The organism is Pseudoduganella rivuli (genome assembly GCF_009674485.1).
GTDB classification, from domain to species: Bacteria; Pseudomonadota; Gammaproteobacteria; order Burkholderiales; family Burkholderiaceae_D; genus Rugamonas; species Rugamonas rivuli_B.
In genome coordinates, this window is the sequence record NZ_WKJJ01000009.1 from 40,297 (window position 1) to 63,216 (window position 22,920).

20 protein-coding genes and 1 other RNA gene are annotated in these 22,920 nt (G+C 61.9%); 8 read left to right on the forward strand and 13 right to left on the reverse strand.

Features of this window, described 5'->3' with window-relative positions:
* Nucleotides 1-3 precede the first annotated feature (3 nt).
* From GJ700_RS15210 to rnpB, 8 genes are all read right to left on the reverse strand, one after another.
* Nucleotides 4-1,845, reverse strand: a complete 1,842-nt coding sequence (locus GJ700_RS15210; protein ID WP_371867970.1) for a peptidoglycan D,D-transpeptidase FtsI family protein — start codon at nucleotides 1,843-1,845, stop codon at nucleotides 4-6.
* Nucleotides 1,842-2,114 carry a cell division protein FtsL gene (ftsL, locus tag GJ700_RS15215; protein WP_154375275.1) on the reverse strand — a complete coding sequence of 91 codons (273 nt, stop codon included), beginning with the start codon at nucleotides 2,112-2,114 and terminating at the stop codon, nucleotides 1,842-1,844. Before ftsL ends, GJ700_RS15210 begins: the two co-directional genes overlap by 4 nt.
* Entirely contained in the window at nucleotides 2,111-3,070 is a 960-nt protein-coding gene (gene rsmH / locus GJ700_RS15220) for a 16S rRNA (cytosine(1402)-N(4))-methyltransferase RsmH (RefSeq protein WP_154375277.1), read from the reverse strand. Before rsmH ends, ftsL begins: the two co-directional genes overlap by 4 nt.
* A gap of 10 nt (nucleotides 3,071-3,080) precedes the next feature.
* Complete coding sequence (mraZ, locus tag GJ700_RS15225) at nucleotides 3,081-3,509, reverse strand: division/cell wall cluster transcriptional repressor MraZ (RefSeq protein WP_170305550.1); 429 nt, start codon at nucleotides 3,507-3,509, stop codon at nucleotides 3,081-3,083.
* Nucleotides 3,510-4,155: 646 nt separating this feature from the next.
* Nucleotides 4,156-6,447, reverse strand: coding sequence for a M9 family metallopeptidase (locus GJ700_RS15230; protein WP_154375282.1), 2,292 nt, complete (start codon nucleotides 6,445-6,447; stop codon nucleotides 4,156-4,158).
* 260 nt (nucleotides 6,448-6,707) lie between these two features.
* Nucleotides 6,708-7,490 carry an AraC family transcriptional regulator gene (locus tag GJ700_RS15235; protein WP_371867972.1) on the reverse strand — a complete coding sequence of 261 codons (783 nt, stop codon included), beginning with the start codon at nucleotides 7,488-7,490 and terminating at the stop codon, nucleotides 6,708-6,710.
* Nucleotides 7,491-7,651: 161 nt separating this feature from the next.
* Nucleotides 7,652-9,157: a glycerol kinase GlpK gene (gene glpK / locus GJ700_RS15240; protein ID WP_154375286.1), complete on the reverse strand. Its 1,506-nt coding sequence runs from the start codon at nucleotides 9,155-9,157 to the stop codon at nucleotides 7,652-7,654.
* A gap of 10 nt (nucleotides 9,158-9,167) precedes the next feature.
* An RNA gene (gene rnpB / locus GJ700_RS15245) (RNase P RNA component class A) lies at nucleotides 9,168-9,499 on the reverse strand.
* Between the two features lie 139 nt (nucleotides 9,500-9,638).
* Between rnpB and GJ700_RS15250 the strand changes: the two genes are divergently transcribed.
* A complete protein-coding gene (locus GJ700_RS15250) occupies nucleotides 9,639-11,342 on the forward strand; it encodes a thiamine pyrophosphate-binding protein (protein ID WP_154375287.1) in 1,704 nt (567 codons plus the stop codon).
* Nucleotides 11,343-11,390: 48 nt separating this feature from the next.
* Here the strand turns inward: GJ700_RS15250 and GJ700_RS15255 are convergent, their stop codons facing one another.
* From GJ700_RS15255 to GJ700_RS15265, 3 genes are all read right to left on the reverse strand, one after another.
* The gene (locus tag GJ700_RS15255; protein ID WP_195763914.1) at nucleotides 11,391-11,969 is read right to left on the reverse strand and encodes a hypothetical protein; all 579 of its coding nucleotides are present in this window, start codon (nucleotides 11,967-11,969) and stop codon (nucleotides 11,391-11,393) included.
* An 81-nt stretch (nucleotides 11,970-12,050) separates the two neighbouring features.
* Complete coding sequence (locus GJ700_RS15260) at nucleotides 12,051-13,115, reverse strand: porin (protein ID WP_154375289.1); 1,065 nt, start codon at nucleotides 13,113-13,115, stop codon at nucleotides 12,051-12,053.
* Nucleotides 13,116-13,503: 388 nt separating this feature from the next.
* Nucleotides 13,504-13,785, reverse strand: a complete 282-nt coding sequence (locus GJ700_RS15265) for a hypothetical protein (protein ID WP_154375291.1) — start codon at nucleotides 13,783-13,785, stop codon at nucleotides 13,504-13,506.
* Between the two features lie 181 nt (nucleotides 13,786-13,966).
* On the opposite strand from GJ700_RS15265, the gene GJ700_RS15270 reads away from it, so the two are divergent.
* The 7 genes from GJ700_RS15270 (at nucleotide 13,967) to ggt (ending at nucleotide 21,324) form a co-directional block, all read left to right on the forward strand.
* Nucleotides 13,967-14,899, forward strand: coding sequence for a MerR family transcriptional regulator (locus tag GJ700_RS15270; protein WP_308700684.1), 933 nt, complete (start codon nucleotides 13,967-13,969; stop codon nucleotides 14,897-14,899).
* Nucleotides 14,900-15,035: 136 nt separating this feature from the next.
* Complete coding sequence (ftsY, locus tag GJ700_RS15275) at nucleotides 15,036-16,151, forward strand: signal recognition particle-docking protein FtsY (protein ID WP_154375756.1); 1,116 nt, start codon at nucleotides 15,036-15,038, stop codon at nucleotides 16,149-16,151.
* 5 nt (nucleotides 16,152-16,156) lie between these two features.
* The gene (locus GJ700_RS15280; protein WP_154375296.1) at nucleotides 16,157-16,804 is read left to right on the forward strand and encodes a cell division ATP-binding protein FtsE; all 648 of its coding nucleotides are present in this window, start codon (nucleotides 16,157-16,159) and stop codon (nucleotides 16,802-16,804) included.
* Complete coding sequence (gene ftsX / locus GJ700_RS15285; protein WP_154375297.1) at nucleotides 16,801-17,715, forward strand: permease-like cell division protein FtsX; 915 nt, start codon at nucleotides 16,801-16,803, stop codon at nucleotides 17,713-17,715. The genes GJ700_RS15280 and ftsX overlap by 4 nt, the downstream gene beginning before the upstream one ends.
* A 337-nt stretch (nucleotides 17,716-18,052) precedes the next feature.
* Nucleotides 18,053-18,952 carry an RNA polymerase sigma factor RpoH gene (gene rpoH / locus GJ700_RS15290; RefSeq protein ID WP_154375300.1) on the forward strand — a complete coding sequence of 300 codons (900 nt, stop codon included), beginning with the start codon at nucleotides 18,053-18,055 and terminating at the stop codon, nucleotides 18,950-18,952.
* A 170-nt stretch (nucleotides 18,953-19,122) separates the two neighbouring features.
* On the forward strand, nucleotides 19,123-19,554 hold the full coding sequence (locus tag GJ700_RS15295) for a hypothetical protein (RefSeq protein ID WP_154375302.1): 432 nt from the start codon (nucleotides 19,123-19,125) through the stop codon (nucleotides 19,552-19,554).
* A gap of 18 nt (nucleotides 19,555-19,572) precedes the next feature.
* Nucleotides 19,573-21,324 carry a gamma-glutamyltransferase gene (gene ggt, locus GJ700_RS15300; RefSeq protein ID WP_154375304.1) on the forward strand — a complete coding sequence of 584 codons (1,752 nt, stop codon included), beginning with the start codon at nucleotides 19,573-19,575 and terminating at the stop codon, nucleotides 21,322-21,324.
* Between the two features lie 105 nt (nucleotides 21,325-21,429).
* Here ggt and GJ700_RS15305 read toward each other — a convergent pair whose 3' ends face one another.
* Both GJ700_RS15305 and GJ700_RS15310 read right to left on the reverse strand, forming a co-directional pair.
* Nucleotides 21,430-21,783, reverse strand: coding sequence for an antibiotic biosynthesis monooxygenase family protein (locus GJ700_RS15305; RefSeq protein WP_154375306.1), 354 nt, complete (start codon nucleotides 21,781-21,783; stop codon nucleotides 21,430-21,432).
* On the reverse strand, nucleotides 21,780-22,868 hold the full coding sequence (locus tag GJ700_RS15310; protein ID WP_154375309.1) for a cytochrome P450 family protein: 1,089 nt from the start codon (nucleotides 22,866-22,868) through the stop codon (nucleotides 21,780-21,782). The genes GJ700_RS15305 and GJ700_RS15310 overlap by 4 nt, the downstream gene beginning before the upstream one ends.
* Nucleotides 22,869-22,920 lie beyond the last annotated feature (52 nt).

A 22,920-nucleotide genomic window follows, 5' to 3' on the forward strand; every position in this document is an offset into this window, starting at 1 on the left:
GCATTACATGGCCTCCGGTCCGCTGTCGGCTGGCACCACGATTTCTGTCACGTTCGAATCGGGCGGCACATTCTTGGAGCGCAGCGCGTTGGCGGCGACGGCGGCGAAGGTGGGCGCGGCAACCTGGCCGCCATAGTGGCCGCCCTGGGTTGGTTCATCGATCATGACGGCGATGACGAAACGGGGATTCGACATCGGCACCATGCCGGCGAACGAACCAATGTATTTACGGGGCATCGCATAGCGGCCGTTGACCACTTTATAAGCGGTACCGGTCTTGCCGCCCGCACGGTAGCCGGCGATTTGCGCCTGCTTGGCGGTGCCGTCCTTGCCGGACACCACGGTTTCCAGCATTTCGCGCATCTGGCGCGCCGTCTGCGGCTTGATCACCTGCGTGCCCACCGGCGGCGCCGCGACTTTCTGGAACGACAGTGGAATGATGTCGCCGTCGCGCGCGAAGATCAGGTAGGCGCGCGCCAGCTGGATCACGGACACGGAAATACCGTTACCGTAGCTCATGGTGGCCTGCTCGATCGGACGCCACGACTTGTACGGGCGCACGCGGCCCGCCACTGCGCCCGGGAAGCCCCATTTCGGCTGCTGGCCAAAGCCCACCTTGGTGAACATTTCCCACATTTCCTGGGCTGGCATCGACAGTGCGATCTTTGACGTGCCGATGTTCGACGACATTTCGATAATCTGCTGCACATTGATGACGCCATGGGGCTTGGTGTCCGTGACGGGCGCGCCATTGATGACAAACCTACCAGGCCCCGTATCGATATACGTGCTTGGCTTGATGCGGCCGGTGTCCATTGCCAGCGCCACCGTGAACGGTTTCAGAGTCGAGCCAGGCTCGAACGTGTCCGTCATCACGTGGTTACGCAACACTTCACGCTCGCTGCCACGCAAGGTGCGCGCTTCCTTCGGTTCGAACGTCGGATAGTTGGCCAGTGCCAGCACTTCACCGGTATGGACATCCAGCACCACAGCGGCACCGGCCTTGGCCTTGAACTTTTCCACAGCATTCTTCAGCTGCGTGAACGCGATATACTGGATCTTGCTGTCGACCGACAGGATCAAATCCTTGCCTTCGTGCGGCTCATTGATGGTGCCGGCATCTTCCACGATGTGACCCAGGCGGTCCACGATCACACGGCGGCTGCCCGGCTTGCCCTTCAGCCACGACTCCTGCGCCTTTTCCATGCCTTCCTGGCCCACGTCTTCCAGGTCGTTGAAGCCGATCACGTGCGACATCACGCCACCCTGCGGGTAGTAGCGCTTGTACTCCTTGCGCATTTCAATGCCGTCCAGCTTCAGCGCCGTGATCTGGTGCGCCACGTCCATTTCGACCTGGCGCTTCAGGTACATCAGCACCTGCTTGTCCTTGTCCTTGTCGTCCGGCTTGCGCTTGGCGTCGACTTGCGCCTGCTTGGTTTCCAGCTTGCCGCGCAGTTCGGCTTCCGACATTTCCAGCAACGTCGCCAGCGCGCGCAGCTTGTCCGCCGGTTCTTTCAGCAATTCGCTCGGCACGCCCCACACGCCACGCACTTCGGCGGAGGACGCCAGCACCTGGTTGTCGCGGTCGCGGATATTGCCGCGCGTGGCCGGCAATTCCAGGGTGCGGCCATAGCGCAACTCGCCCTGGTCTTGCAGGAACTGGGTCGACAAGCCCTGCAGCCAGATGGCGCGGATGCCCAGCGCGGCAAAGGCGGCAAACAGTGCGAACAGCACGACGCGCGAACGCCATGGCGGCAGGCTGACCGCCAGCATGGGGCTCTTGGAAAACTGCACGCCCTTGGAACGGGCCACGCGCGCGCTGTTAGCTCCGCCGGAACGCATCATTGCTCACCTGCCGTCAGGTATTGCGTACGGTTCGCCGTCAACTGCGTCATGTTCAGGTCGCGGCGCGCGATTTCTTCGATACGGGCGTGCTTGCCCAGCGTGGACTGGTCCAGCTGCAATTGCGCCCAGTCGACATCGAGCTGGCGCGCCTGGCGCTGCGCGCGCTCCAGGTCGATGAACAGGTGGCGCGCCTGGTATTGCGCATTGACCAGCGACAGCGCGCACGCTACCAGCAAGGCGGCCAGCACGGCATTGACCTTGAAACTCATGCGGCGCCTCCAGCCAGTTTGCGGGCGACGCGCATGACGGCGGAACGGGCGCGCGGGTTGGCTTCCACCTCTTCATTCGAAGGCTTGATCTTCGCCAGCAACTTCATTTCCGGCTGCGGCAAGTCCACTGCGCGGATCGGCAGGCGCCGGTCCGGCTGCGGCACGTTGGCCTTGCTGGCAAAGAAGCGCTTGACCATGCGGTCTTCCAGCGAATGGAAGCTGATGATGGCCAAAATGCCGCCCGGCGCCACGCAGTCGTAGGCCTGGCTTAAACCGGCCTCCAGGTCTTCGAGTTCCTGGTTGACGTGGATGCGTATAGCCTGAAAAGTCCGGGTGGCCGGGTCTTTGCCTTTTTCACGGGTCTTGACCGCCCCTGCCACGATACCGGCAAGCTGTCGTGTGGTTGAAATCGGCTCGATTTCTCGGCGAGCAACAATCGCCTTTGCAATCTGAAAAGCAAACCGCTCTTCGCCATAATCCCTGATCACCTTTTCCAAGTTTTCGGCGGATTCCACCGCCAGCCATTCGGCCGCCGACTGGCCGCGCGTGGTATCCATGCGCATGTCCAGCGGACCGTCATTGCGGAAGCTGAAGCCCCGGGCAGCATCATCCACTTGCGGCGAGGAAATGCCGAGGTCCAGCAAAATGCCATCGACCTGGCCAATGCCGCGCTCGGCAAGCGCAGCGGCCATGGTGGCAAAACTGTCGTGGACAATGGTGAAGCGCGGGTCATTGATTTGTTCGGCGGTGGCGATCGCCTGCGGATCCTTGTCGAACGCGATCAACCGCGCCTGCGGTCCCAGGCGCGACAGGATCAGCCGTGTATGGCCGCCGCGGCCAAACGTACCATCTATATAAATACCGTTGGCGCGCTCGCCGCCCAGTTCGAGGGCGTCGACCGCTTCATCTAACAGCACCGTACGATGCTGGAATGCTGGCACCGCAGTAATCGTCATTGAGCGGGCCTTAGAAAGAAAAATCCGACAGGGCATCGGGCATCCCTGCCTCGATGGTTTGCGCTTCGTTATCGGCGCGCTTGGCCGGATCCCAGATTTCGAAGTGGGTCATCATGCCGGACAGGATCACGTCGCGGCCCAGGCCCACGGCGTCGCGCAGTTCAGGCGCGACCAGGATGCGGCCGGCGGAATCCATTTCCACGTCCACCGCATTGCCCAACAAAATACGCTGCCAGCCACGGGCCGACATCGGCCACGCGGCGATCTGGTCGCGCTTGGCTTCCCAAACATGGCGTGGATACATCAGCAAACAGCCGTCCGGATGCTTGGTAAGCGTGAGGCGTCCTTCGCACTGGAGTGCCAGTGCGTCGCGATGCCGGGCAGGAATAGACATCCTGCCTTTCGCATCGAGAGTGATCGCGGAAGCGCCTTGAAACACGGTTGACCTTTGATGACCTGAGAATTCGTTGAGCCGGTGTGCATGGCGCTGACCCCGCCAAAAAATCCCACAAAACTACACTTTTTCACACAGTTGACCACTTTAGAGGATGGCAAGATAGTGGTCAAGCGCTTTCCAATTGGAAAAAAGGAGAAATTATGAATGAAATTAAGGACTTAGCGCCGACACCTGAACCAGCGTCGAACTAAAATATGCCGTGAAATTAGATACTTAGCATGAATACTGCAAGTGGTACCTCATCTGTTTTCACCCCGTTTTCCTTTTCATAATTACAAAATGCCTGTCAAGAAAAAAATTAAAATAAAGTCATACAGTTGCCATCAGACAACAGACTAGTAGCAAGCTAGCGACACGGGAAACTGGTACTTGACGGGCAGTTGACAGGTGTTTAGGGGGTCAATTCTTGCTGAAACTGGCGCGCCGGCGCACTTTGCAGCTACCGGGCTGAATGGCGGAGTTTGTTCTGGACGAAGTGAGAATTTACTTTAACAACATTAACTTGTATATACAATTGAATGGTAGAAACTATCCATTCGGACTGCCGCTATTATACGCCGCCTTCTACGGCAAACCCCGTCCCGGACACGCTGCCGGGACGGGGTTGCTTCATATTACCTAGTCGACATTATTCGTAAGTCGCCGACAGCGATACCCCGCTGTAAGGCCCCTTGGCGTCGATCGTCACGTAATACCAGCGGTTCGCCAGCGGCGACGCCACCGACACATCTTCCGCGTTGCCAGTCTTGACGGACGAGTAATCCGCATTGCCCGGCACCGGCCAATGGTCCGCCGCCACGTACAGGTCGACGTCACCGGTACCGTTGCGGGTGGCCAGCTTCAGGTTTTTCGCACCGACCGGCAGCATCAGGGTGAAGTACGAGCGGTAGCCGCTGGCATTGCCGATATTACGGATCACGCAATTCTTGCCCAGTTGCGTATTGGACGCGCAATTCGGCAAGTTCGCACCCGGATCGTCGTTCGGCAGCGTGGGTTCGCCCGCCGTGGTGGCCGCATCGGCCCAGGCGGCAAATTCCGCGTCATACGCGGTGCCGATCTGGCCCATGAAGGTCTGGTAGCGGGAATAATCGCCAATGCGGAACTTGCCCAGCACGTTATCGACGTCCGGCCGGTGTTTTTCCATCATGAAGCGCGCCGCCATATACCCCCAGCGATACGCCCGGTTCTGGTAATCGGACATGCTGTACGTATTGTTGAAGATGTCCGACAGCTTGTACGTGCGGCTGCGCGCCATGTCGATGGCCGGCTGGTTATTGTTTTTCAGCGACAGGTATTCCGCGATGCCTTCGATCCACCACACGGTCGGCACCGACGTGCCCAGCGTGAAGTCGCCATACATGTCGAAGCGGCCATCGAGGTAGTGCACGTATTCGTGCTCCAGGTTCCACACCTTGAAGGTCGGGCGCAGCCACGATGCTTCGTGCGCAATGAAGCGCGCCTGGTTGCCGGCGGCGGCCGGGTCGCCTTCCAGGTACATGCCGCCATTGTCTGTGCTGATGTTATACAGCTTGCCCGCGTACTTGTTGTAATTGGTGTAATCGTCGAACACCACCAGTTCCAGCGACGTGTTGTTGTCTTGCGCCACCGGCGTGCGGTTGGTTTTCAGCATCGCGTGCACATAGCCCTCTTCCGTGGCCAGCGACGTGCACACTTCCTGCATTTGCGCTTCCGTCATGTCCTGCGCGCGCAATTTCAGTGTCGGGCTGCACTGCTTGCTGTATTTGAGGATGGTGTCGGCCAGCGTCTTTTCATAGTTGCAGGTGCCGTACTCCGCGCAATTGGCATTGTCGTAATACTTGACGGCATCGGCCGCCGCCAGCCACAGGTCGCTGTCCGCGCCCGTCATGGTGCTGGTGGCCAGCGTGTTTTTCACCTGCACTTTCACGGCCGGCTTCAAGCCTGCGTATTGCATGAAGCGGAAGTTTTCATTGGCCGTATCGCTGAGCTGATACGCATAGCCCGTGCCCAGCAGCGCGGACTTGTTGTTGACGATGAAGGCGTTCAGCGTATTGGCGTAGGAAATATCGTTTTGCAGCAACTGCACGCCGGCCGCATCACTGTGGGCGCGGAACAGCACGGTCAGCGCGCCAGTCAGGCCGCCGCTGGCGCTGCTGTTTTTCAGCGCTTCCACGGCGGTCGGATAACCGCTGCGGTTGGTGAAGCGGGTGATGACGACTTTCATACTGGGCAGGAAGTACGCTTCGTCATGCATGTTGGTGACGAGACGCAGCACTTCGCCCGCCGTGGTGGGCGCCGCCGCATTCGGCTGGTACAGCGCGTTGCTTTCGATCAGGCGGACCAGCGGCAGGCGCAGCGCGGTTTTCAGGCTGGCGGACGGCTCGGGAATCACGCCGCTGCTGGCCACGTAATAACCGGCGCGCAGGTACAGCACCAGGTTCACCACGGCCATGTTGGTGGCGTTATAGCCTGGCTGCAGTTGCGTCAGGCGGCTCACCACCGCATTCATGTTGGCGGCCGAGAAGATCGTGGCCGCTTGTGTACCGGCCACGGAAAACAGCGGGTACGTGCACTCGTAATCCGGCAAGCCCACCAGGTAATCGGCCAGCGCCGCACCGCTGTACGTGGCCATCTTGTTCATGTCCTTGCAATCCGGCGTGGCGGCCAGCGTCGTGGCTTGTTTGGCGGACTGATTGCGGGGCAACAGGTCGGTGCGAGGCTTGTTGGTGGGCGACAAGTTGTAGCGCACCTGCTCTTCCGATGGCGGCAGGGTCTGGCGTTCGCGCGGCATGGGCGGCTGCGTCAGGCGGCCGTTATGGTCATGGGCATTGTTCTGGGCCGGCACCGGCTGGCCGCCGGCAAAGGCCGAACCGGCGGCAAAGGCCAGGGCGACCGCGAGGGCGATCGGGGATACAGTGTGCAGCGAAAAACGTTGGTGCATGGGATACCGCTCCTTCAGGCTAGTTGGATGGCGCCATCGGGTCGGCCGCCCCGGGCAAATGCATACTAGCGTGGCAAGCTTGCAGGAAATACATCCCGCCGGAGCGGGATGCGCGGTTCGTCCTATTTAGACAGGAAGGCTGACAGGATCGGCACAGGCGCTGCGCCGAAAAAACCACATCGGGGCCTGGCCCTTTCACATTGGGGCCTGGCCCCTTTTGTACTATCGTTCGCTTAGGATTTGATAGCTTTACGCGTGTTTTACATCAGCGCCGCCAGCAGCGATTCCTTGGCGGGTGCACGGCCGTTGCCGTTTTTGCACTGTGCGCGGTATTGCACCGGCGTTTGCCCTGTGAGCGCCTTGAACTGGCGGGAAAAGGCGCTGTGGTCCGTGTAGCCGCACTCGCCCGCGATATCGGCAATGCTGCGCTCGTGGTCCGATTCGATCATCGCCAGCGCACCGTTCAGGCGCGACTGCAATAGCAACTGGCGCGGACTGTAGTGGAACACGCGGCGGAACAGCCGCTCGACGCGCGCCAGCGGCAGACCCGCATCGTGCGCCAGCGCCTGCAGGCACAGCGGTTCGCGGTAATGTTCGCGGATATGCGCGGCAATCCCGGCAATCTTGCGGTAAACCGGATGGTGTTCGTCCGCCAACCCCAGGTCATGCGACGTACCGACCAGGCCGATAATGGCGCCAGCCTCATCGCGCAGCGGCGTCTTATGCGTCAGGCACCAGCCATGGCGGCGGTTGGGATACAAGTGCAATTCCAGGTGCTGCTTGATGGTGCAGCCAGCTTCGATGACTTGCCGGTCTTGCGCCAGGTACGCTTGCGCCAGGGGACGCGGATGCACTTCCAGCACGGTCTTGCCCGCCAAATCCTGCTTGTGGCGCAGGCCGCAGCGGCGCACCAGCGTATGGTTGGCGGCAAGGTAGCGCCCTTCCCGGTCCTTGACGAAAAATGCCACGTCCGTCAGCGCATCGAACAGGGTTTCGATGGCTGCCAGTTCGACATTGAATGGCCGTTGCGGCCCGCTTTCCACGCCCACATCTCCTCCATGCCCGCACATTCTTCCTGGTAAGTGGGAAAGTATAGGCAGATCGACAATGGCACGGCAATCGTGCGCGCGACCGCAGCGCGATTCCGCCGCAAAGTGTTGCGGGCAAGCATCAGGGTTTTAACAATGTTGCCGATAAAGGCTATTTACAGCGGCGCATCCCAGTCGCGAGCCCGCTGTACAGCCTTGGCCCAGCGCGCCAGCAATGCCTGGCGCTGATCCGCGCCCATCACCGGTTCGAAACGGCGCTCGCACTGCCACTGCGCAGCAATTTCCTGGCGGCTTTCCCAAAAACCCACGGCCAGCCCCGCCAGATAAGCGGCGCCCAGCGCCGTGGTTTCCGTGACTTTCGGCCGCACCACGGGCACGCCCAGCAAATCGGCCTGGAATTGCATCAGCATGTCGTTGCGGGCCGCGCCGCCATCGGCGCGCACTTCCACCACGGGGATTTTGCGGTGCGGCAGCGCCACGTCCTTTTGCATCGCCATCAGCAATTCCGCGCTCTGGTAGGCAATCGATTCCACCGCCGCGCGGGCAATGTGGGCGGCGGTGCTGCCCCGGGTCAGTCCCAGCAGCGAACCGCGCGCATACGGATCCCAGTGCGGCGCGCCCAGTCCCGTGAAAGCCGGCACCAGCATGACGCCGCCGCTGTCCGGCACGCTGGCGGCCAACGGCTCGACGTCGGACGATTGTTTGATGATGCCCAGGCCGTCGCGCAGCCACTGCACGGTGGCGCCGCCCATGAACACGCTGCCTTCCAGCAAGTAATCGACGTCACCATCGACACGCCAGCCCACCGTCGACAACAGGCGGTTGTGCGATACGGGCGCGTGACGGCCCGCATGCATCAGCATGAAGCAGCCCGTGCCATAAGTATTCTTGACCATGCCCGGCGTATGACACGCCTGGCCAAAGGTGGCCGCCTGCTGGTCGCCCGCGATGCCGGCCACGGGAATCGCGGCGCCAAACAGCGATTCCTTCGTGTTGCCCACTTCCTCGCTGGACGACACGACTTGCGGCAGCATTTCTTCGGGGATGTCGAACAGGTGCAGCAAATCCGCGTCCCACCGCATCAGGTGGATATTGAACAGCATGGTGCGCGACGCATTCGACACGTCCGTCACGTGCACGCCGCACAATTTCCACGCCAGCCAAGTATCGATGGTGCCGAACGCCAGTGCACCGTGGCGCGCCCGTTCGCGCGCGCCGGGCACATGGTCCAGGATCCACTTGATCTTGGTGGCGGAAAAATACGCATCGAGCTCCAGGCCGGTGCGTTCGCAAATCATCCTGGCTTTGCCGTCGGCGCGCAATTGCTCGCACATGGCGGCGGTACGGCGATCTTGCCAGACGATGGCGGGCGCAATCGGTTCGCCGCTCTTACGGTCCCAGACGATGGTGGTTTCACGCTGGTTGGCAATGCCGATGGCCAGCACCTGGTGCGGGTCGACGTGATGGTCGTGCAGCACCTTGCGCGCCACGGTGATCTGGCTGTTCCAGATTTCGTTGGGGTCGTGTTCGACCCAGCCGGGCTGGGGGTAATGCTGAGGAAATTCCTGCGCGGCGCTGCCGCACAGCGTGCCCGTATGATCGAACAGAATCGCGCGCGAACTGGTCGTGCCCTGATCCAGGGCCAGGATATATTTCTTCATCGGTAGTAATCAGTGAAGCAAGCCGATAGGCCGGATTTTGTTACGGCACCCGAAGGTGCTATGACAGCCATTCCTCTAGGCGACGGATTACTCCGCCGCTCAAGCTTTCTACCCGCACGCTCCGCGAGCAACATCATCGCGTGCCTATTTGAAATTGCACCAGGTGGAGGTTACCGCGTTTCACCGTAACTTAATACGCTCGTCTCTGTGGCCCTATTCCTCGCCTTATATCCTTGCGGACTTTCAGCGGACGGCCGTTAACCGTCACCCCGCTCTGTGGAGTCCGGACCTTCCTCCCGCGGTGGCATTGCTGCCCCCGCCAGCGACTGTCTGGCTTGCTTCCGGGCATATTGTACCAAACGCGCGGCGCGCTTAACGGATTACGTCCCATTTTGTGAAATTTGATGTCGCTCTTTCAAAAGCCGCCACGCATGGCGAAGCATAGAATGCCGCATCGGATCCACTATAAGGTACAACCACCATGACGCATCCTTCCCGCAGCGGCGGCCAGATCCTGGTCGACGCCCTGAAAATCCACGGCGTGGACACGGCTTTCGGCGTGCCCGGTGAAAGCTACCTGGACGTGCTGGACGCATTGCACGACTCCGGCATCCGCTTCATCATCAACCGCCAGGAAGGCGGTGCAGCGTTCATGGCCGATGCCTACGGCAAGATGACGGGCAAACCCGGCATCTGCTTCGTCACCCGCGGTCCGGGCGCCACCAACGCATCGATCGGCGTCCACACGGCATTCCAGGATTCCACCCCGATGATCCTGTTTATCGGCCAGGTCGGCAGCGACTTCATGGACCGCGAAGCGTTCCAGGAAGTCGACTACCGCCGCATGTATGGCCAGATGGCGAAATGGGTGGCGCAAATCGACCGCGCCGACCGCATCCCGGAATACATGGCGCGCGCGTTCCAGGTGGCCACCAGCGGCCGTCCCGGCCCGGTGGTGCTGGCCCTGCCGGAAGACATGCTGACCACGCAGGCCGCCGTGGCCGATACGGGCTGCTACCAGCCAGTGCACGGCGCGCCATCGGCGCCACAGATCGCGCAACTGCGCGCCATGCTGGCCGAGGCCAAGCGCCCATTGCTGATGCTGGGCGGCGGCGGCTGGACCGAACAGGCGTGCGCGGACATCACGCGCTTTGCCGAAGCGAACAAGCTGCCGGTATCGTGCGCCTTCCGCTTCCAGGATTTATTGGACAACAACCACCCCCACTACGTGGGCGACGTCGGTATCGGCATCAACCCGAAACTGGCGGCCCGCGTGAAAAATGCGGACGTGCTGATCGTGGTCGGCCCGCGCCTGGGCGAAATGACCACCAGCGGCTATGAGTTGCTGACGTCCCCGGTGCCGAAACAGCGCCTGGTGCACATCCACGCCAGCAATGAAGAGTTGGGCAGCGTCTACCAGGCCGAACTGATGATCGGCAGCGGCATGCCACAAGCGGCCGCCATGCTGGCGGCGATGGAGCCGGTCGATGCCGGCGCATGGCAGGGCTCGGTGGAAGAAGCACGCGCGGAACTGGCGGCATGGCAGTCGCAGCCGGCCATTTTCAAGGATAACAACGCCCCGTTGAACCTGTGGCAAGTGGTGCAGGAGATCGACCGCATGACGCCGCCGGACACCATCATCACGAATGGCGCCGGCAATTACGCCACGTGGGCGCACCGCTACCACCGCTACGGCGCCATGCGCACCCAGCTGGCGCCCACCAGCGGCGCCATGGGCTACAGCGTGCCGGCCGGCGTGGCAGCGAAAATCATCGATCCATCCCGCACCGTGGTGACGTTTGCCGGCGATGGCGAATACCTGATGAATGGCCAGGAACTGGCGACGGCGGTGCAATACAACGCGGGCGTCATCATCCTGGTCTTTAATAACGGCATGTTCGGCACCATCCGCATGCACCAGGAACGCCACTACCCGGGCCGCATCTCGGGTACGCAATTGCACAACCCGGACTTCGCGGCGCTGGCCAAGGCGTTTGGCGGCCACGGCGAAGCCGTCAACACGACGGAAGAATTCGCCCCGGCCCTGGAGCGCGCGCTGGATTACACGCGCAGCAAGAACCTGCCGTTCGTGATCGAGTTGCGCTATGACGGCAACCTGATCACGCCGGGGGCGACGCTGGATACCATCCGCAAGCAGGCCGAAGCGGCTAAAGCGGGGAAATAAGCCAGCCTGTGGCCGCGGCGCGCAATGCGCCCGGCCGCCATGGCCGTGTCAGGCCGATTGCGTCTCGCGCGCCGCCGCGGGACGCGCCGGCGGCTCATGCGGCGCACCCGGCGCCGCCGGTTTACCGGCCGGTTCCGGCGTTTGCGGCGGTTGCGGCGCCGCCTTCTTCGCCGGGCACGGCTTGCACGGCGGCGGGTTGCGTCCGAAATCCGTGACTTTCTTCAACCGGGCAGGCGTGTCGGGCTGGCCGCAATGGCCGCCATCGAGCACGAACGTGTCGCCATTGTCCGCGAACGTCCCGCTCAAGGTTTTTTCTTCCCCTTCCACCTGGAGGGTGAAAATCATCTTGTCACCTTGCGGGCCGACCTGTACATCGTCGGCGATGATCGGCCAGCTCAGGCCACCGGCCGTGTATTCATAAATGACCGTATCGACTTCGGCAAAGCGCTGCACTGTCAGGCGCTGCCCGCCGAATTCCCCGCTCTCCTTGTGGATGCACAAGTCCGAATACACCGCCATCCCGTAGCGGAAAAGACCAGGCGCAGGCTTGCCGGTCATTTTGGGTGCGGCGATCGCAACGCACGACGCCATCAGGACGATGGCCACAAGACGGTGAATTGTTTTCATAATTGCATTGCAACATAAAAAACGGCGGCTTGCCAACGCAAGCCGCCGTTTTCAGGCTGCTAAATCTCTACAGGGTAGAAATTAGAAGGTGTGCTTGATGCCCAGGTTGAAGGCTTTGTCGCCCGAACCAGCTTCGGTGTTGTTGCCAACGGTATAGCTGGCGCCGCGCTTGTTCTTGATCTTGGCGTAAGCAGCGTAGGTGCTGGTGCGCTTCGACAGGGCGTAGGAGTAGCCCAGTGCCCACTGGTCAGCGTCGCGGTTCGCGGCTTCGTTGTCGTCCTTGCGGATGTACGAAGCGATCACGGTGCCGTTGGCGCCAACTGGTGCGGTCAGGCCAACCAGAATCGTGTCGCTGTCTTTCGAAGCGGCAACAGCTGCGGCGGTGTACGCGGTTGGGTTAGGGATCGGCGAAGTCAGCGCGCCTTTGTCATCCTGGTAAGCCAGGAAAGCCTTCACGACACCGAAGTCATAGTTGGCGGCAGCCAGGGTGCTGTGGCCGATGCCGACTGGCACGGCGCCAACGGTGTTGTTATTGCGGTTGTTGTAAGCAACGCGTGCTTTCAACGGACCGTTTTCATACGACAGGCCGGCGCCCAGCTGGCGGCCAGCGTTGGCTTGCGATTGCTCGCCCACGCCGTACTGGAATTCAACAGCGAAACCGCTCAGCGATGGCGATTTGTAGTTAACAGCGTTGCTGTAACGTACGTTGCCGCCCGATGCACCGAACAGGTTCTTGGCGGAACCAGCCAGGCCGGCTGCGAATGGGTCAGCCACTTGCGACAGGGCGTTGTAGATTGGGGTGTACTGACGGCCCAGGGTCAGGGAACCGGCTTCTTTCGAAACCAGGCCAACGAACGACTGGCGCTGGAACAGGCCAGCTGCGTCGCCTACGCCGGTGTCGGCTGCAAAGCCGCCTTCCAGCGTGAATACTGCGGACAGGCCACCGCCCAGGTCTTCCGTGCCACGGAAGCCGATACGGGAAGCGCTACCAACACCACTGGTTACCTTCGTTACGTTACCTGCTTTGCCACCGCGCTCGCTCACCAGGCCGGCATCAACGATACCGTAGATGGTGACGCTGGATTGCGCGTGAGCTACGCCGCTCATTGCACCCAGAACTGCCAGGGAGATCAGAGTTTTTTTCATTACGAGTTTCCTTCAGTTTGTGTTGCAAAAATGTGTAAAGCCGGCATTACTGCAGGCCTGTATTCTGTCCTTGTCAGCGCACTATCGTGATGCGCTACTTATGCGTGTCAGCATTCCCCGAATGCCGTGTGTTGTGGCGGATATGCTACACAACACTCACTTTATCTTGGCCCTTACCGCCGACTTTCCGAAGCGTCAACGCTTCGGAGGCGGCACTATACTGGCCGTTTGACATTCAATCAAGTGTCAGCCTGGCACCCGTGCGGCCCTGTGGGACACGGGTTCTGCTCGTTGTGCGCAGCAGCGGGAAAGCGTGGCTAAAACTGCAAATTGAAGCAAAACGCATCATTTATACATTAATTTTGCTAATTTTGCTTGTATTCATTTGTTATAAGTATTTTCCGCAATAGCAAATCTGTGCCCTTATTTTGTGCGTCCGCTCTATTTCGGTGCGGCAACAGAAAAATCCCTGGCTTGATTCGCCCGCGATCTGGCCTATCGTTAACATAAGTGCCCCGCCGTCTTCCTCCTCGCTCCCGGCCCGGATGAATACCAGTACAGCCGGAAACAACAATAGCCAGATTTTTTTCACATATTTTCCAAGTTTTTTGTCCAGCACAAAACCGGCACATTGCAGCGAATCCTGCCCATAGTTCTGCATGGCCGCCATGTGTCGTGGACAAGGGGTTTAACTGGCGTTTTCAGAGGGAAAACCACAGGTTTACCGCCCCACTTTCTCTAGCGAAACGCGAGTAGAATGCACTCGCACAACGGGGATGGCCCCGACAAAAACAGTACACGGCTCCCCCAAACCCGTAGCCGATTTAAGGAACATGAACACTGAGGCCCCATTGACTGTCCCCAGTACGATCAGCGATGTCGAACGCGACACCGGTGTCGCCAAAGAAACCTTGCGCGTCTGGGAGCGCCGCTACGATTTCCCGCAACCGCTGCGGGATCCGTTTGGCGAACGCGTCTACCCGACCGACCAGGTGGTCAAGCTGCGTCTCGTGAAAAGGCTGATCGACCTGGGCTTCCGTCCGGGCAAAGTGATCGGCTACAGCCCCGAAGAATTGCAGGCGCTGGCCGAAAAAGCCGCCGACAACAGCAAATCGCGTACCCGCACGCCACATCATCCGGAATTGCAGGTCTACCTGGATTTGTGCAAATCCCATCAAATGGATGCATTGCGCCGCAAACTGTCGCAGGCGCTGCTGGTCATGGGGCTGAAAAGCTTCGTCATCGACCTGGTGACGCCACTGACGGCGCTGGTGGGCGATGCGTGGGCTTCGGGCCGTTTCGCGGTATTTGAAGAACACTTGTTTGCCGAATCGCTGCAAATGGTGATGCGCAGCGCGATCTTTTCCGTACCGCAGGCAAATACCAACCACAATGGCGCGCCGCGCCCGCGCATCCTGCTGACCACGCTGCCGCAAGAGCGTCACGGCCTGGGCTTGCTGATGGCGGAAGCGCTGTTTACCGCCGAAGGCGCGCACGCGATTTCGCTGGGCACGCAAACGCCGGTCCCCGACATTGCCGATGCGGCCCGCGCGCTGGGCGTCGATATCGTCGCCCTGTCGTTGTCGGCATCGATGAATCCGCGCCAGGCGCTCGACGGGCTGAAAGAATTGCGCGCTCGCCTGCCGGCCACGGTGGAAATCTGGGCCGGCGGCCATTGCGCCGTCCTGCGCAAACGTCCGCCGCCATTCCTGCGCGTCTACGACTTGCCGGAAATCGCTTCCGGCATCAATGACTGGCGCCTGCGCGTCCGCAGCCAGGGCTGATGGCCCGCCCCGGCCGGTGGGCGGCGGCCGGCCGCCTCGCCCCCGGTTAGCGCTGCGGTAGTAGCGCTCTGGTAGAATACCGGCTGATTTTCCGGCGCCCTGCCGGATCCGCTTGAAGCCCCCCTACCGCACACCAATGTTCAGTTTCTTCAAGAAAAAGACCGCTCAACCCGATCCCGCAGTCACTGCAGCGCCGCAGGCGCCGGCTGCCGTTCCCGTTTCGACGCCCGTTGTACCGGAAGCCACTGCCGCCGCCGTACCGGTTGCCGCCCCGGCGCCGGTCCCGGCCGCCCCGCTGGCGCCGGAAACGCAGCCGCCCATCGATACCAGCGCCATGGCCATGCCGGAACAGGACAAACCGTCGTGGATGTCGCGCCTGAAGGCAGGCTTGTCGAAAACGTCGGCCAACCTGTCGCTGCTGTTCGTCGGCGCAAAAATCGACGACGACCTGTATGACGAGCTGGAAGCCGCCCTGCTGATGTCCGACGCCGGCATCGACGCCACCGAATACTTGCTGGCGGCGCTGAAACGCAAGGTCAAGGAAGACAAGTTGCTCGATGCGGCCGCCGTCAAGCAAGCGTTGAAGGCGCTGATGGTGGAAATGCTGCTGCCGCTGCAAAAGCCGTTCGAACTGGGGCGACACCAGCCGCTGGTGATGATGATTTCCGGCGTCAACGGCGCCGGCAAAACCACCACCATCGGCAAGCTGGCCAAGCATATGCAAATGCATAACCAATCCGTGCTGCTGGCGGCCGGCGACACGTTCCGCGCCGCCGCCCGCGAACAGTTGATGATCTGGGGCCAGCGCAACAATGTCACCGTGGTCTCGCAGGAATCGGGCGACCCGGCCGCCGTGTCGTATGACGCCGTGCAATCGGCCAAGGCGCGCGGCATGGACGTGGTCATGATCGACACGGCGGGCCGCCTGCCGACGCAGTTGCACCTGATGGAAGAACTCAAGAAGATCAAGCGCGTGATCGGCAAGGGCCTGGAAGGCGCGCCCCATGAAACCTTGCTGGTCATCGACGGCAACACGGGCCAGAACGCGCTGGCGCAAGTCAAAGCCTTTGACGATGCGCTGCAACTGTCCGGCCTGATCATCACCAAGCTCGATGGCACGGCCAAGGGTGGTGTGATTGCCGCCATTGCCCGCGTCCGACCGGTGCCCGTGTATTTCATCGGCATCGGCGAGCGCATCGAAGATTTACAACCGTTCAATGCGGCGGAATTCGTCGACGCCTTGCTGGGATAATCCCGATGATCGAATTCCAGCACGTGACCAAGCAATACGGGCCGGACGCGACCGCGCTGCGCGACGTCTCGCTGACCATCAACAAGGGCGAACTGGTGTTCCTGGCCGGCCCGTCCGGCGCCGGCAAATCCACCTTGCTGAAAATGATCGCCGCCATGGAGCGCCCCAGCTCCGGCCACGTGATCGTCAATGGCCAGGATATCGGCCGCCTGAAAGCTGCGGGGGTGCCTTTCCTGCGGCGCAACCTGGGCCTGATCTTCCAGGAACAGCGCTTGCTGAACGACCGTTCCATCCTGGCCAACGTCATGATGCCGTTGATGGTGACGGGCGCGCCCCGTGCTCAGGCGGAACAGCGGGCCCGGGCGGCACTGGATAAAGTGGGCCTGGGCGACCGCACCAACTCGCTGCCGCTGGCGCTGTCCGGCGGCGAACAGCAGCGCGTATCGATTGCGCGCGCCATCGTCAACCGTCCGCAAATCATCCTGGCCGACGAACCCACGGCCAACCTGGACCGCGCCAGCGCGGAACGGGTGTTCGATGCACTGCGGGCCTTCCACTCGGTCGGCGTGACGTGCGTGATTTCCACCCACGATGAAGTGGTGCTGGATGCGGCCGCGCGCGTCATCCACCTGCGCCAGGGAGCCCTCGAATGACCAACTGGTTCCGCCAACATGGCTTCGCACTGGCCGCCGCGCTGGTGCATGTGCGCCGCGCGCCCGGCAGCTTCCTGTTCAATATCCTGGTGGTGGCGATTGCGCTGGCCTTGCCCTTCATGGGCATGACCTTGCTGGACAATGTGCGTCCGCTGTCGGAACAACTGTCGGTCGATCCGGAAATCAGCCTGTTCGTCAAGCAGGACGTGCCGCGCGACCAGGCCGCCACGCTGGCCACGCCGCTGCGCGAACTGGCGCGTGACGCGAAAATCATCTTCGTGCCGCGCGAAAAGGCGCTGGATAACCTGAAAGACAAGAGCGGCCTGTCCGACGTGCTCGCCACCTTGGGTGACAACCCGTTGCCGGACAGCTACATCGTGAAACTGGACGCCTTCCGCACGGCCGCCACCGGCCTCGACGTGGACGTGCTGGCTGAACAGATGCGCCTGCTGCCCGGCGTGGACACGGTGCAAATCGATTCCGCGTGGGTCAAGCGCCTGGCCGCGCTGATCAATATCCTCAAGCTGGCGCTGATGCTGCTGGCGGCCACGCTGGGCACCGTGGTGGTGGCGGTGGTGTTCAACACCATCCGCCTGCAAGTGTTGACGCAGCGGGAAGAAATCCTCGTGTCCAAGCTGATCGGCGCCACCGATACCTTCATCCACCGCCCCTTCTATTACACGGGCGCCCTGCTGGGCCTGTGCGCGGGCGGACTGGCGCTGGGCGGCGTGGCGCTGGCGCTGGGACCGCTGAATACCGCGATTGCCGAGTTTGCGCGGCTGTATGCGTCGGAATTCCGGCTGGCGCCGCTGTCGGCCTTGCCGGCCGCGGGGCTGCTGGCGTTATCGGCCAGCCTTGGCCTGGTTGGCGCCTCGCTGTCCGTGCAGCGCCATTTGGCCAAACTAAGTTAACTTATTGCCGACATGGCGGCTTCCGCTGGGCGGCTTTTACAAAGCCGCCTGCGTGCGTTCACGCACAGTCGTTCTCTACCTTCCGCCGATATCCTGACGCTATTGACAAGCCTCAAACGTTGTAAATTAACTACGATTTGGTAAAGATCATCGCGTAGACTGCATCGATAGACGATTGCTATTAATTTCATTGCTACAGGCGATTGGCACTCGCCAAGGGAGAGTGCTAATATATGTCCGACTCCCGTGTTTCTTGATGCAACGCAACTGTTAAGCAAGCTTTAAGAGACACGGCGCAAGATGCTTCCAACTAAATACGCTTTGAGCGAGGAAAAGAATGACGACGATGACCGCAACTGCTGCGCTGGTACCTGCCAGTAAAAACGCACTCGGCCTCGGGTTCAGTGGCAACCTGGGGAACCTGGACGCCTATATTTCGGCGGTCAACCGCCTGCCTATGCTCAGCCACGACGACGAAGTGCGCCTCGGCCGTAACCTGAAGGAAAACAATGACCTGGGCGCCGCACAGGAACTGGTGCTGTCGCACTTGCGCCTGGTGGTATCGATTGCCCGTGGCTATCTCGGTTATGGCTTGCCGCATGCCGACCTGATTCAGGAAGGCAATATCGGCTTGATGAAAGCCGTCAAGCGCTTCGACCCGGATCAGGGCGTGCGCCTGGTGTCGTATGCGATGCACTGGATCAAGGCGGAAATCCACGAATACATCCTGAAGAACTGGCGCCTGGTGAAAGTGGCCACCACCAAAGCCCAGCGCAAGCTGTTCTTCAACCTGCGCAGCCACAAGCAGGGCCTGGATGCGATGACGCCGGCCCAGATCGACCAGCTGGCCAAGACGCTGGACGTCAAGCGCGAAGAAGTGATTGAAATGGAAACGCGCCTGTCCGGCCGCGATATCGCGCTGGAATCGCCGACCGATGATGAAGATGACAAGTTCGCGCCGATCGCTTACCTGTCGTCCGAGCAGAGCGAACCGACCCGCGTGCTGGAAGCGGAGCAAGTGACGCGCCTGCATTCGGAAGGCCTGGAAACCGCGCTGTCGAAACTGGACGCCCGCTCCCGCCGCATCGTGGAAGCGCGCTGGCTGGCCAACGATGATGGTTCCGGCGCCACCTTGCACACGCTGGCGGAAGAATTCGGCGTGTCGGCCGAGCGTATCCGCCAGATCGAAGCGGCTGCGCTGAAGAAAATGAAGACTGCGCTGACGCCGTACGTTTGATCAGATATTCCGCACCGCACAACGCCCCTGGCGTAGAATTGCCCGTAAAGCAATTCTCCCAGGGGTTTTGCTTTTCCGGCGCCATCTCAACCGTGCGCCTATTTTGATGTAATTTGGTTAATATTTTCACCCGTCAGCCAACCCTTGTTTTACGGCCCAAGGAGATGAATATGCAGCCTGGTTTCATCAGTTCGCTATGCAGCGCCATTGTCTGCGCCGGCATCATTGCCGCTTGCGGTATCAGTCCCGCGGAAAGCGGTGGCGGCCCGGCCAAGCCAGTCAGCCAGACCTATGTGCTGGCCCCCGGACAGACCGTCAACCTCGCCCCCAACACCACGCTGAAACTCGACAAGGTCAACGACAGCCGCTGCCGCCCCGGCGCCGTCTGCGTGTGGAAGGGTTACATCAGTTTCACGTTTATCCTCACGCACGGCGGCCAGTCCAGCCAGTTCGTGCTGGCGGAAGACATGCCGAATGGCAGCAATAACGCAACGCAGCAAGGCTTGAAATTTACTCTCGGGACGCTGGAGCCGGCCGAGCCGACACCGCTGAATGCGCCGCCGCCGGCATATAAGGTAAGCTTACGGGTGGATATTTCCTAGAGCAAACTACCCGAGCCTATGACCCAGACCGCTACCCGCACCGTCCTTCGTCCACTGACCCTTTCCCTTCTCATCGCCGCGCTGCCGGCAGCCGCCTGGTCCAAGACCCCGGTGGCCACCGGCACCGGCGGCGCGGTCGCCACCATCAGCGAACCCGCGTCGCAGGCCGCGATGGCCATCCTGAATAAAGGCGGCAACGCCGTCGATGCCGCCGTGGCGGCCGCCGCCACGCTGGGTGTGACCGATCCGTTCAGCTGCGGCATCGGTGGCGGCGGCTTCATGATGATTTATCTGGCAAAAGACAAGCGCGTCATCACCATCGACCACCGCGAAACGGCGCCGGCCAATTTCAAGCCCACCGTCTTCCAGCAGGACGGCAAGGAAATCCCGTTTGACGAAGCCGTGGCCAGCGGCATGTCGGTCGGTGTGCCGGGCGCCGTGCGGGGCTGGCATGAAGCGCTGGACCGCTATGGCTCCATGTCGCTGAAACAGGTGCTGCAACCGGCCATCGCGGTCGCGCAAAACGGCTTCAAGGTCAACGACAACTTCACGCACCTGGTGAAGGAAAACGAAGCGAAATTCGCGCTGTTCCCCGCCACCGCACAACTGTACCTGCGCAACGGCAAGGCGCTGCCCAGCGGCACCCTGCTGCGCAACCCGGACCTGGCCAGGGCGTACCGCGAACTGGCGGCCGGCGGCGTCAAGGTGTTTTATGAAGGCAAGATCGGCCGCGCCATCGTCGATACCGTCAACCACCCGGGCGGCAAGGTGCGTCCCGGCGCCATGACCATGGCGGACCTGGCCAACTATGAAGCGCGCCTGCGCCAGCCGATCCGCTACACCTACCGCGGCTATGAACTGGCCGGCATGCCGCTGCCGTCCAGCGGCGGCGTGGCGATCGGCGAAGCGCTGAATATCCTCGAAGGCTACGACTTGAAATCCATGCCGCGCGATAAGGTCGAACACCTGTACATGGAAGCAGCCCGCCTGGCATTTGCCGACCGCAATGCCTACCTGGCGGACCCGGAATTCGTCGAAGCGCCCGTCCAGGGGCTGCTGAGCAAAGCCTATGCGGCGCGCCGCCGCGAATTGATCGACCCGACCCGCGCCGGCAAAGTCGCCACGGCAGGCGATCCGTATCCATTCCAGCAAGACCAGAGCGTGCCGCTGCGTCCCGTTACGGCCAAGCTGCTGGCAGAAGGTGCGCATACCACGCACCTGACCGTGTCCGACAAGGACGGCAACATCGTCGCCTACACGTACACCATTGAATCATGGGGTGGCAGCGGCATCACGGTGCCCGGCTACGGCTTCCTGCTGAACAATGAAATGACGGACTTCGATTTCTCCGGCCCCCATCCGAACGTGCCGGAAGCGGGCAAGCGGCCCCGTTCCAGCATGTCGCCGACCATCGCGTTCAAGGATGGCAAACCCGCGTTTTCCATCGGCAGCCCGGGCGGCGCCACCATCATCACCACGGTGCTGCAATCGATCGTCAACCACATCGACCTGGGCATGACGATGGACCAGGCCATCGACGCGCCGCGCCTGTCGGAACGCAATGGCGAAGCCACCCATATCGAGCCGGGTTATTCGGGGACGCCGGCCGCGCTGGCGCAGGAAAAATATGGCCGCCGCTGGGCGGCGGACGTGGCGGAAATCGGGGCGGCCAATGCGCTGGTGTTCAACGCCGATGGAACGGTGACGGCCGTCAGCGAGGGCAAGCGGCATGGCGTCGGCAGCGCGCTGGTGCAGAAGAAGGGGCATTGAGCAGCTCCGGGACTGACATCGAGACGCCGCTGTAACCGCCCGCCTGCATGCGTCAACACGGTGCATGCATGGCGGCATTGTAAATGCCGCCCTACGGGTTTTGCGTCACGTGTCGGCGGCGTGCCTCGCCCTGCTGTCCTGCGGCGCCTGTTCCCTGTCCCGCAATCCATAATCGCGGATCACGCCGGCAATCCGCAAGCGGTACTCGTCAAACACGCCGCCGCGCCCCGCTTCCTGCGCGGCGCGGTGCGCTTCGATATTGCGCCACTGCAGGATGGCTTCCTCATCGCGGAAAAACGACAGCGACAGCATCTTGCCCGGGTCCGTCAAGCTCTGGAACCGTTCCACGGAAATGAAGCCATCGATCTGTTCCAGCAGCGGCCGCAGCTTGGCCGCCAGGTCCAGGTAATCCTGCTTGCGCCCTTCGTGGGGCCACACTTCGAAAATCACGGCGATCATGAACGCTCCTTGAACACGGGAATACGGGCATTGACGGACGGGCGGTAATGCCACGCGAGCGGCGGCAGCGGTCCCCGCGCCAGCAATACGCCCAGCGCGGCGCAGGCAATGGTTTGCGACAGCGCCTGCCCCGGGCAGGCGTGGGCGCCATGACCATAAACATACAACGGCGCCGCGGCTTCCGCCGCCCTGCCCGCCGCGGCCAACAGCACGAGGATCGGTTGCCCCGGCTGCACGTCGGCGCCGCCAATGCATACCGTTTCCGCGACAAAGCGCCGCGTATTGTGGATGGGCGGATCCTCCCGCAGCACGTGCCGCACCAGCGCCGCCAGGTCGCCGTCATGCCGCGCGCCTTGCGCCAGCGCCACGACGGCATTGCCGATCAGTCCCGCCGTCGCTTCATAGGTTTGCGACAGCAAGCCCGCCAGGTTGGCCAGGATCGCGTCGGCCCGCTTCCAGCCTGCCGCTTCCGCCTCGGCCAGCACCAGCGCCAGCAAGCTGCCCGGCTGCGGCAATTGCACCAGCGCGCGCAAGCTGTCCAGCAGCGCCTGTGCCGCGCCATGCGCCCGGTCCAGCTGTACTGCGCTGCTGAGCGGCGACAGGCACGCGACGAATTCCTCCATCCATGCCGCCACCTTCGCCGTATCGGCAAAGCCCAGCAAGCGTGCCACTGTTTGCACCGGGACGGCAAATTGCCAGTCCGACAGGCCGGCCGCCGTCTGCACCGGATAATGCTCCGCCAGCGCCACCGCGGTTTCCCACGCCGTGCGCTGCACCTGCGCCGCGTCCAGCGCCGCCAGCGCGCGCTGCAACGCCAGCTTGGGCGCCGCATGGCGCGCGCCGTCATTCATGCGCACCAGTTCACCGAATACGTGGCCCGCCGCGCCGCCCGCAATCGCCGCAGGCACCGGCTCCGCAACCGGACGCACGCGGCATGCCGGGTGGGTTAACACTTCCATCACGGTAGCAGGATGCGCCGCCAGCCACAGGCGCAAATCGTCGTCGTAATGCAGCCCGGGACGCGCCGCCAGCCGGGCGTAATACGGGTACGGTTGCTCATGCGTGACTGCCGCGATGGCGTCCATTCGCTTCTCCTTTGCGTGATTGATGCGTTGCAGTATGCTGCACGTGAACGCG

Coding starts and splice junctions, on each gene's coding strand:
- GJ700_RS15265 (WP_154375291.1), bottom strand. CDS start 13,785: ATGGCGGCCATGCAGAACTATGGGCAGGATTCGCTGCAATGTGCCGGT.
- ftsY (WP_154375756.1), top strand. CDS start 15,036: ATGTTCAGTTTCTTCAAGAAAAAGACCGCTCAACCCGATCCCGCAGTC.
- ggt (WP_154375304.1), top strand. CDS start 19,573: ATGACCCAGACCGCTACCCGCACCGTCCTTCGTCCACTGACCCTTTCC.
- ftsX (WP_154375297.1), top strand. CDS start 16,801: ATGACCAACTGGTTCCGCCAACATGGCTTCGCACTGGCCGCCGCGCTG.
- glpK (WP_154375286.1), bottom strand. CDS start 9,157: ATGAAGAAATATATCCTGGCCCTGGATCAGGGCACGACCAGTTCGCGC.
- GJ700_RS15210 (WP_371867970.1), bottom strand. CDS start 1,845: ATGATGCGTTCCGGCGGAGCTAACAGCGCGCGCGTGGCCCGTTCCAAG.
- rsmH (WP_154375277.1), bottom strand. CDS start 3,070: ATGACGATTACTGCGGTGCCAGCATTCCAGCATCGTACGGTGCTGTTA.
- GJ700_RS15280 (WP_154375296.1), top strand. CDS start 16,157: ATGATCGAATTCCAGCACGTGACCAAGCAATACGGGCCGGACGCGACC.
- GJ700_RS15260 (WP_154375289.1), bottom strand. CDS start 13,115: ATGAAAAAAACTCTGATCTCCCTGGCAGTTCTGGGTGCAATGAGCGGC.
- GJ700_RS15305 (WP_154375306.1), bottom strand. CDS start 21,783: ATGATCGCCGTGATTTTCGAAGTGTGGCCCCACGAAGGGCGCAAGCAG.
- GJ700_RS15310 (WP_154375309.1), bottom strand. CDS start 22,868: ATGGACGCCATCGCGGCAGTCACGCATGAGCAACCGTACCCGTATTAC.
- GJ700_RS15295 (WP_154375302.1), top strand. CDS start 19,123: ATGCAGCCTGGTTTCATCAGTTCGCTATGCAGCGCCATTGTCTGCGCC.
- rpoH (WP_154375300.1), top strand. CDS start 18,053: ATGACGACGATGACCGCAACTGCTGCGCTGGTACCTGCCAGTAAAAAC.
- ftsL (WP_154375275.1), bottom strand. CDS start 2,114: ATGAGTTTCAAGGTCAATGCCGTGCTGGCCGCCTTGCTGGTAGCGTGC.
- GJ700_RS15230 (WP_154375282.1), bottom strand. CDS start 6,447: ATGCACCAACGTTTTTCGCTGCACACTGTATCCCCGATCGCCCTCGCG.
- GJ700_RS15255 (WP_195763914.1), bottom strand. CDS start 11,969: ATGAAAACAATTCACCGTCTTGTGGCCATCGTCCTGATGGCGTCGTGC.
- GJ700_RS15250 (WP_154375287.1), top strand. CDS start 9,639: ATGACGCATCCTTCCCGCAGCGGCGGCCAGATCCTGGTCGACGCCCTG.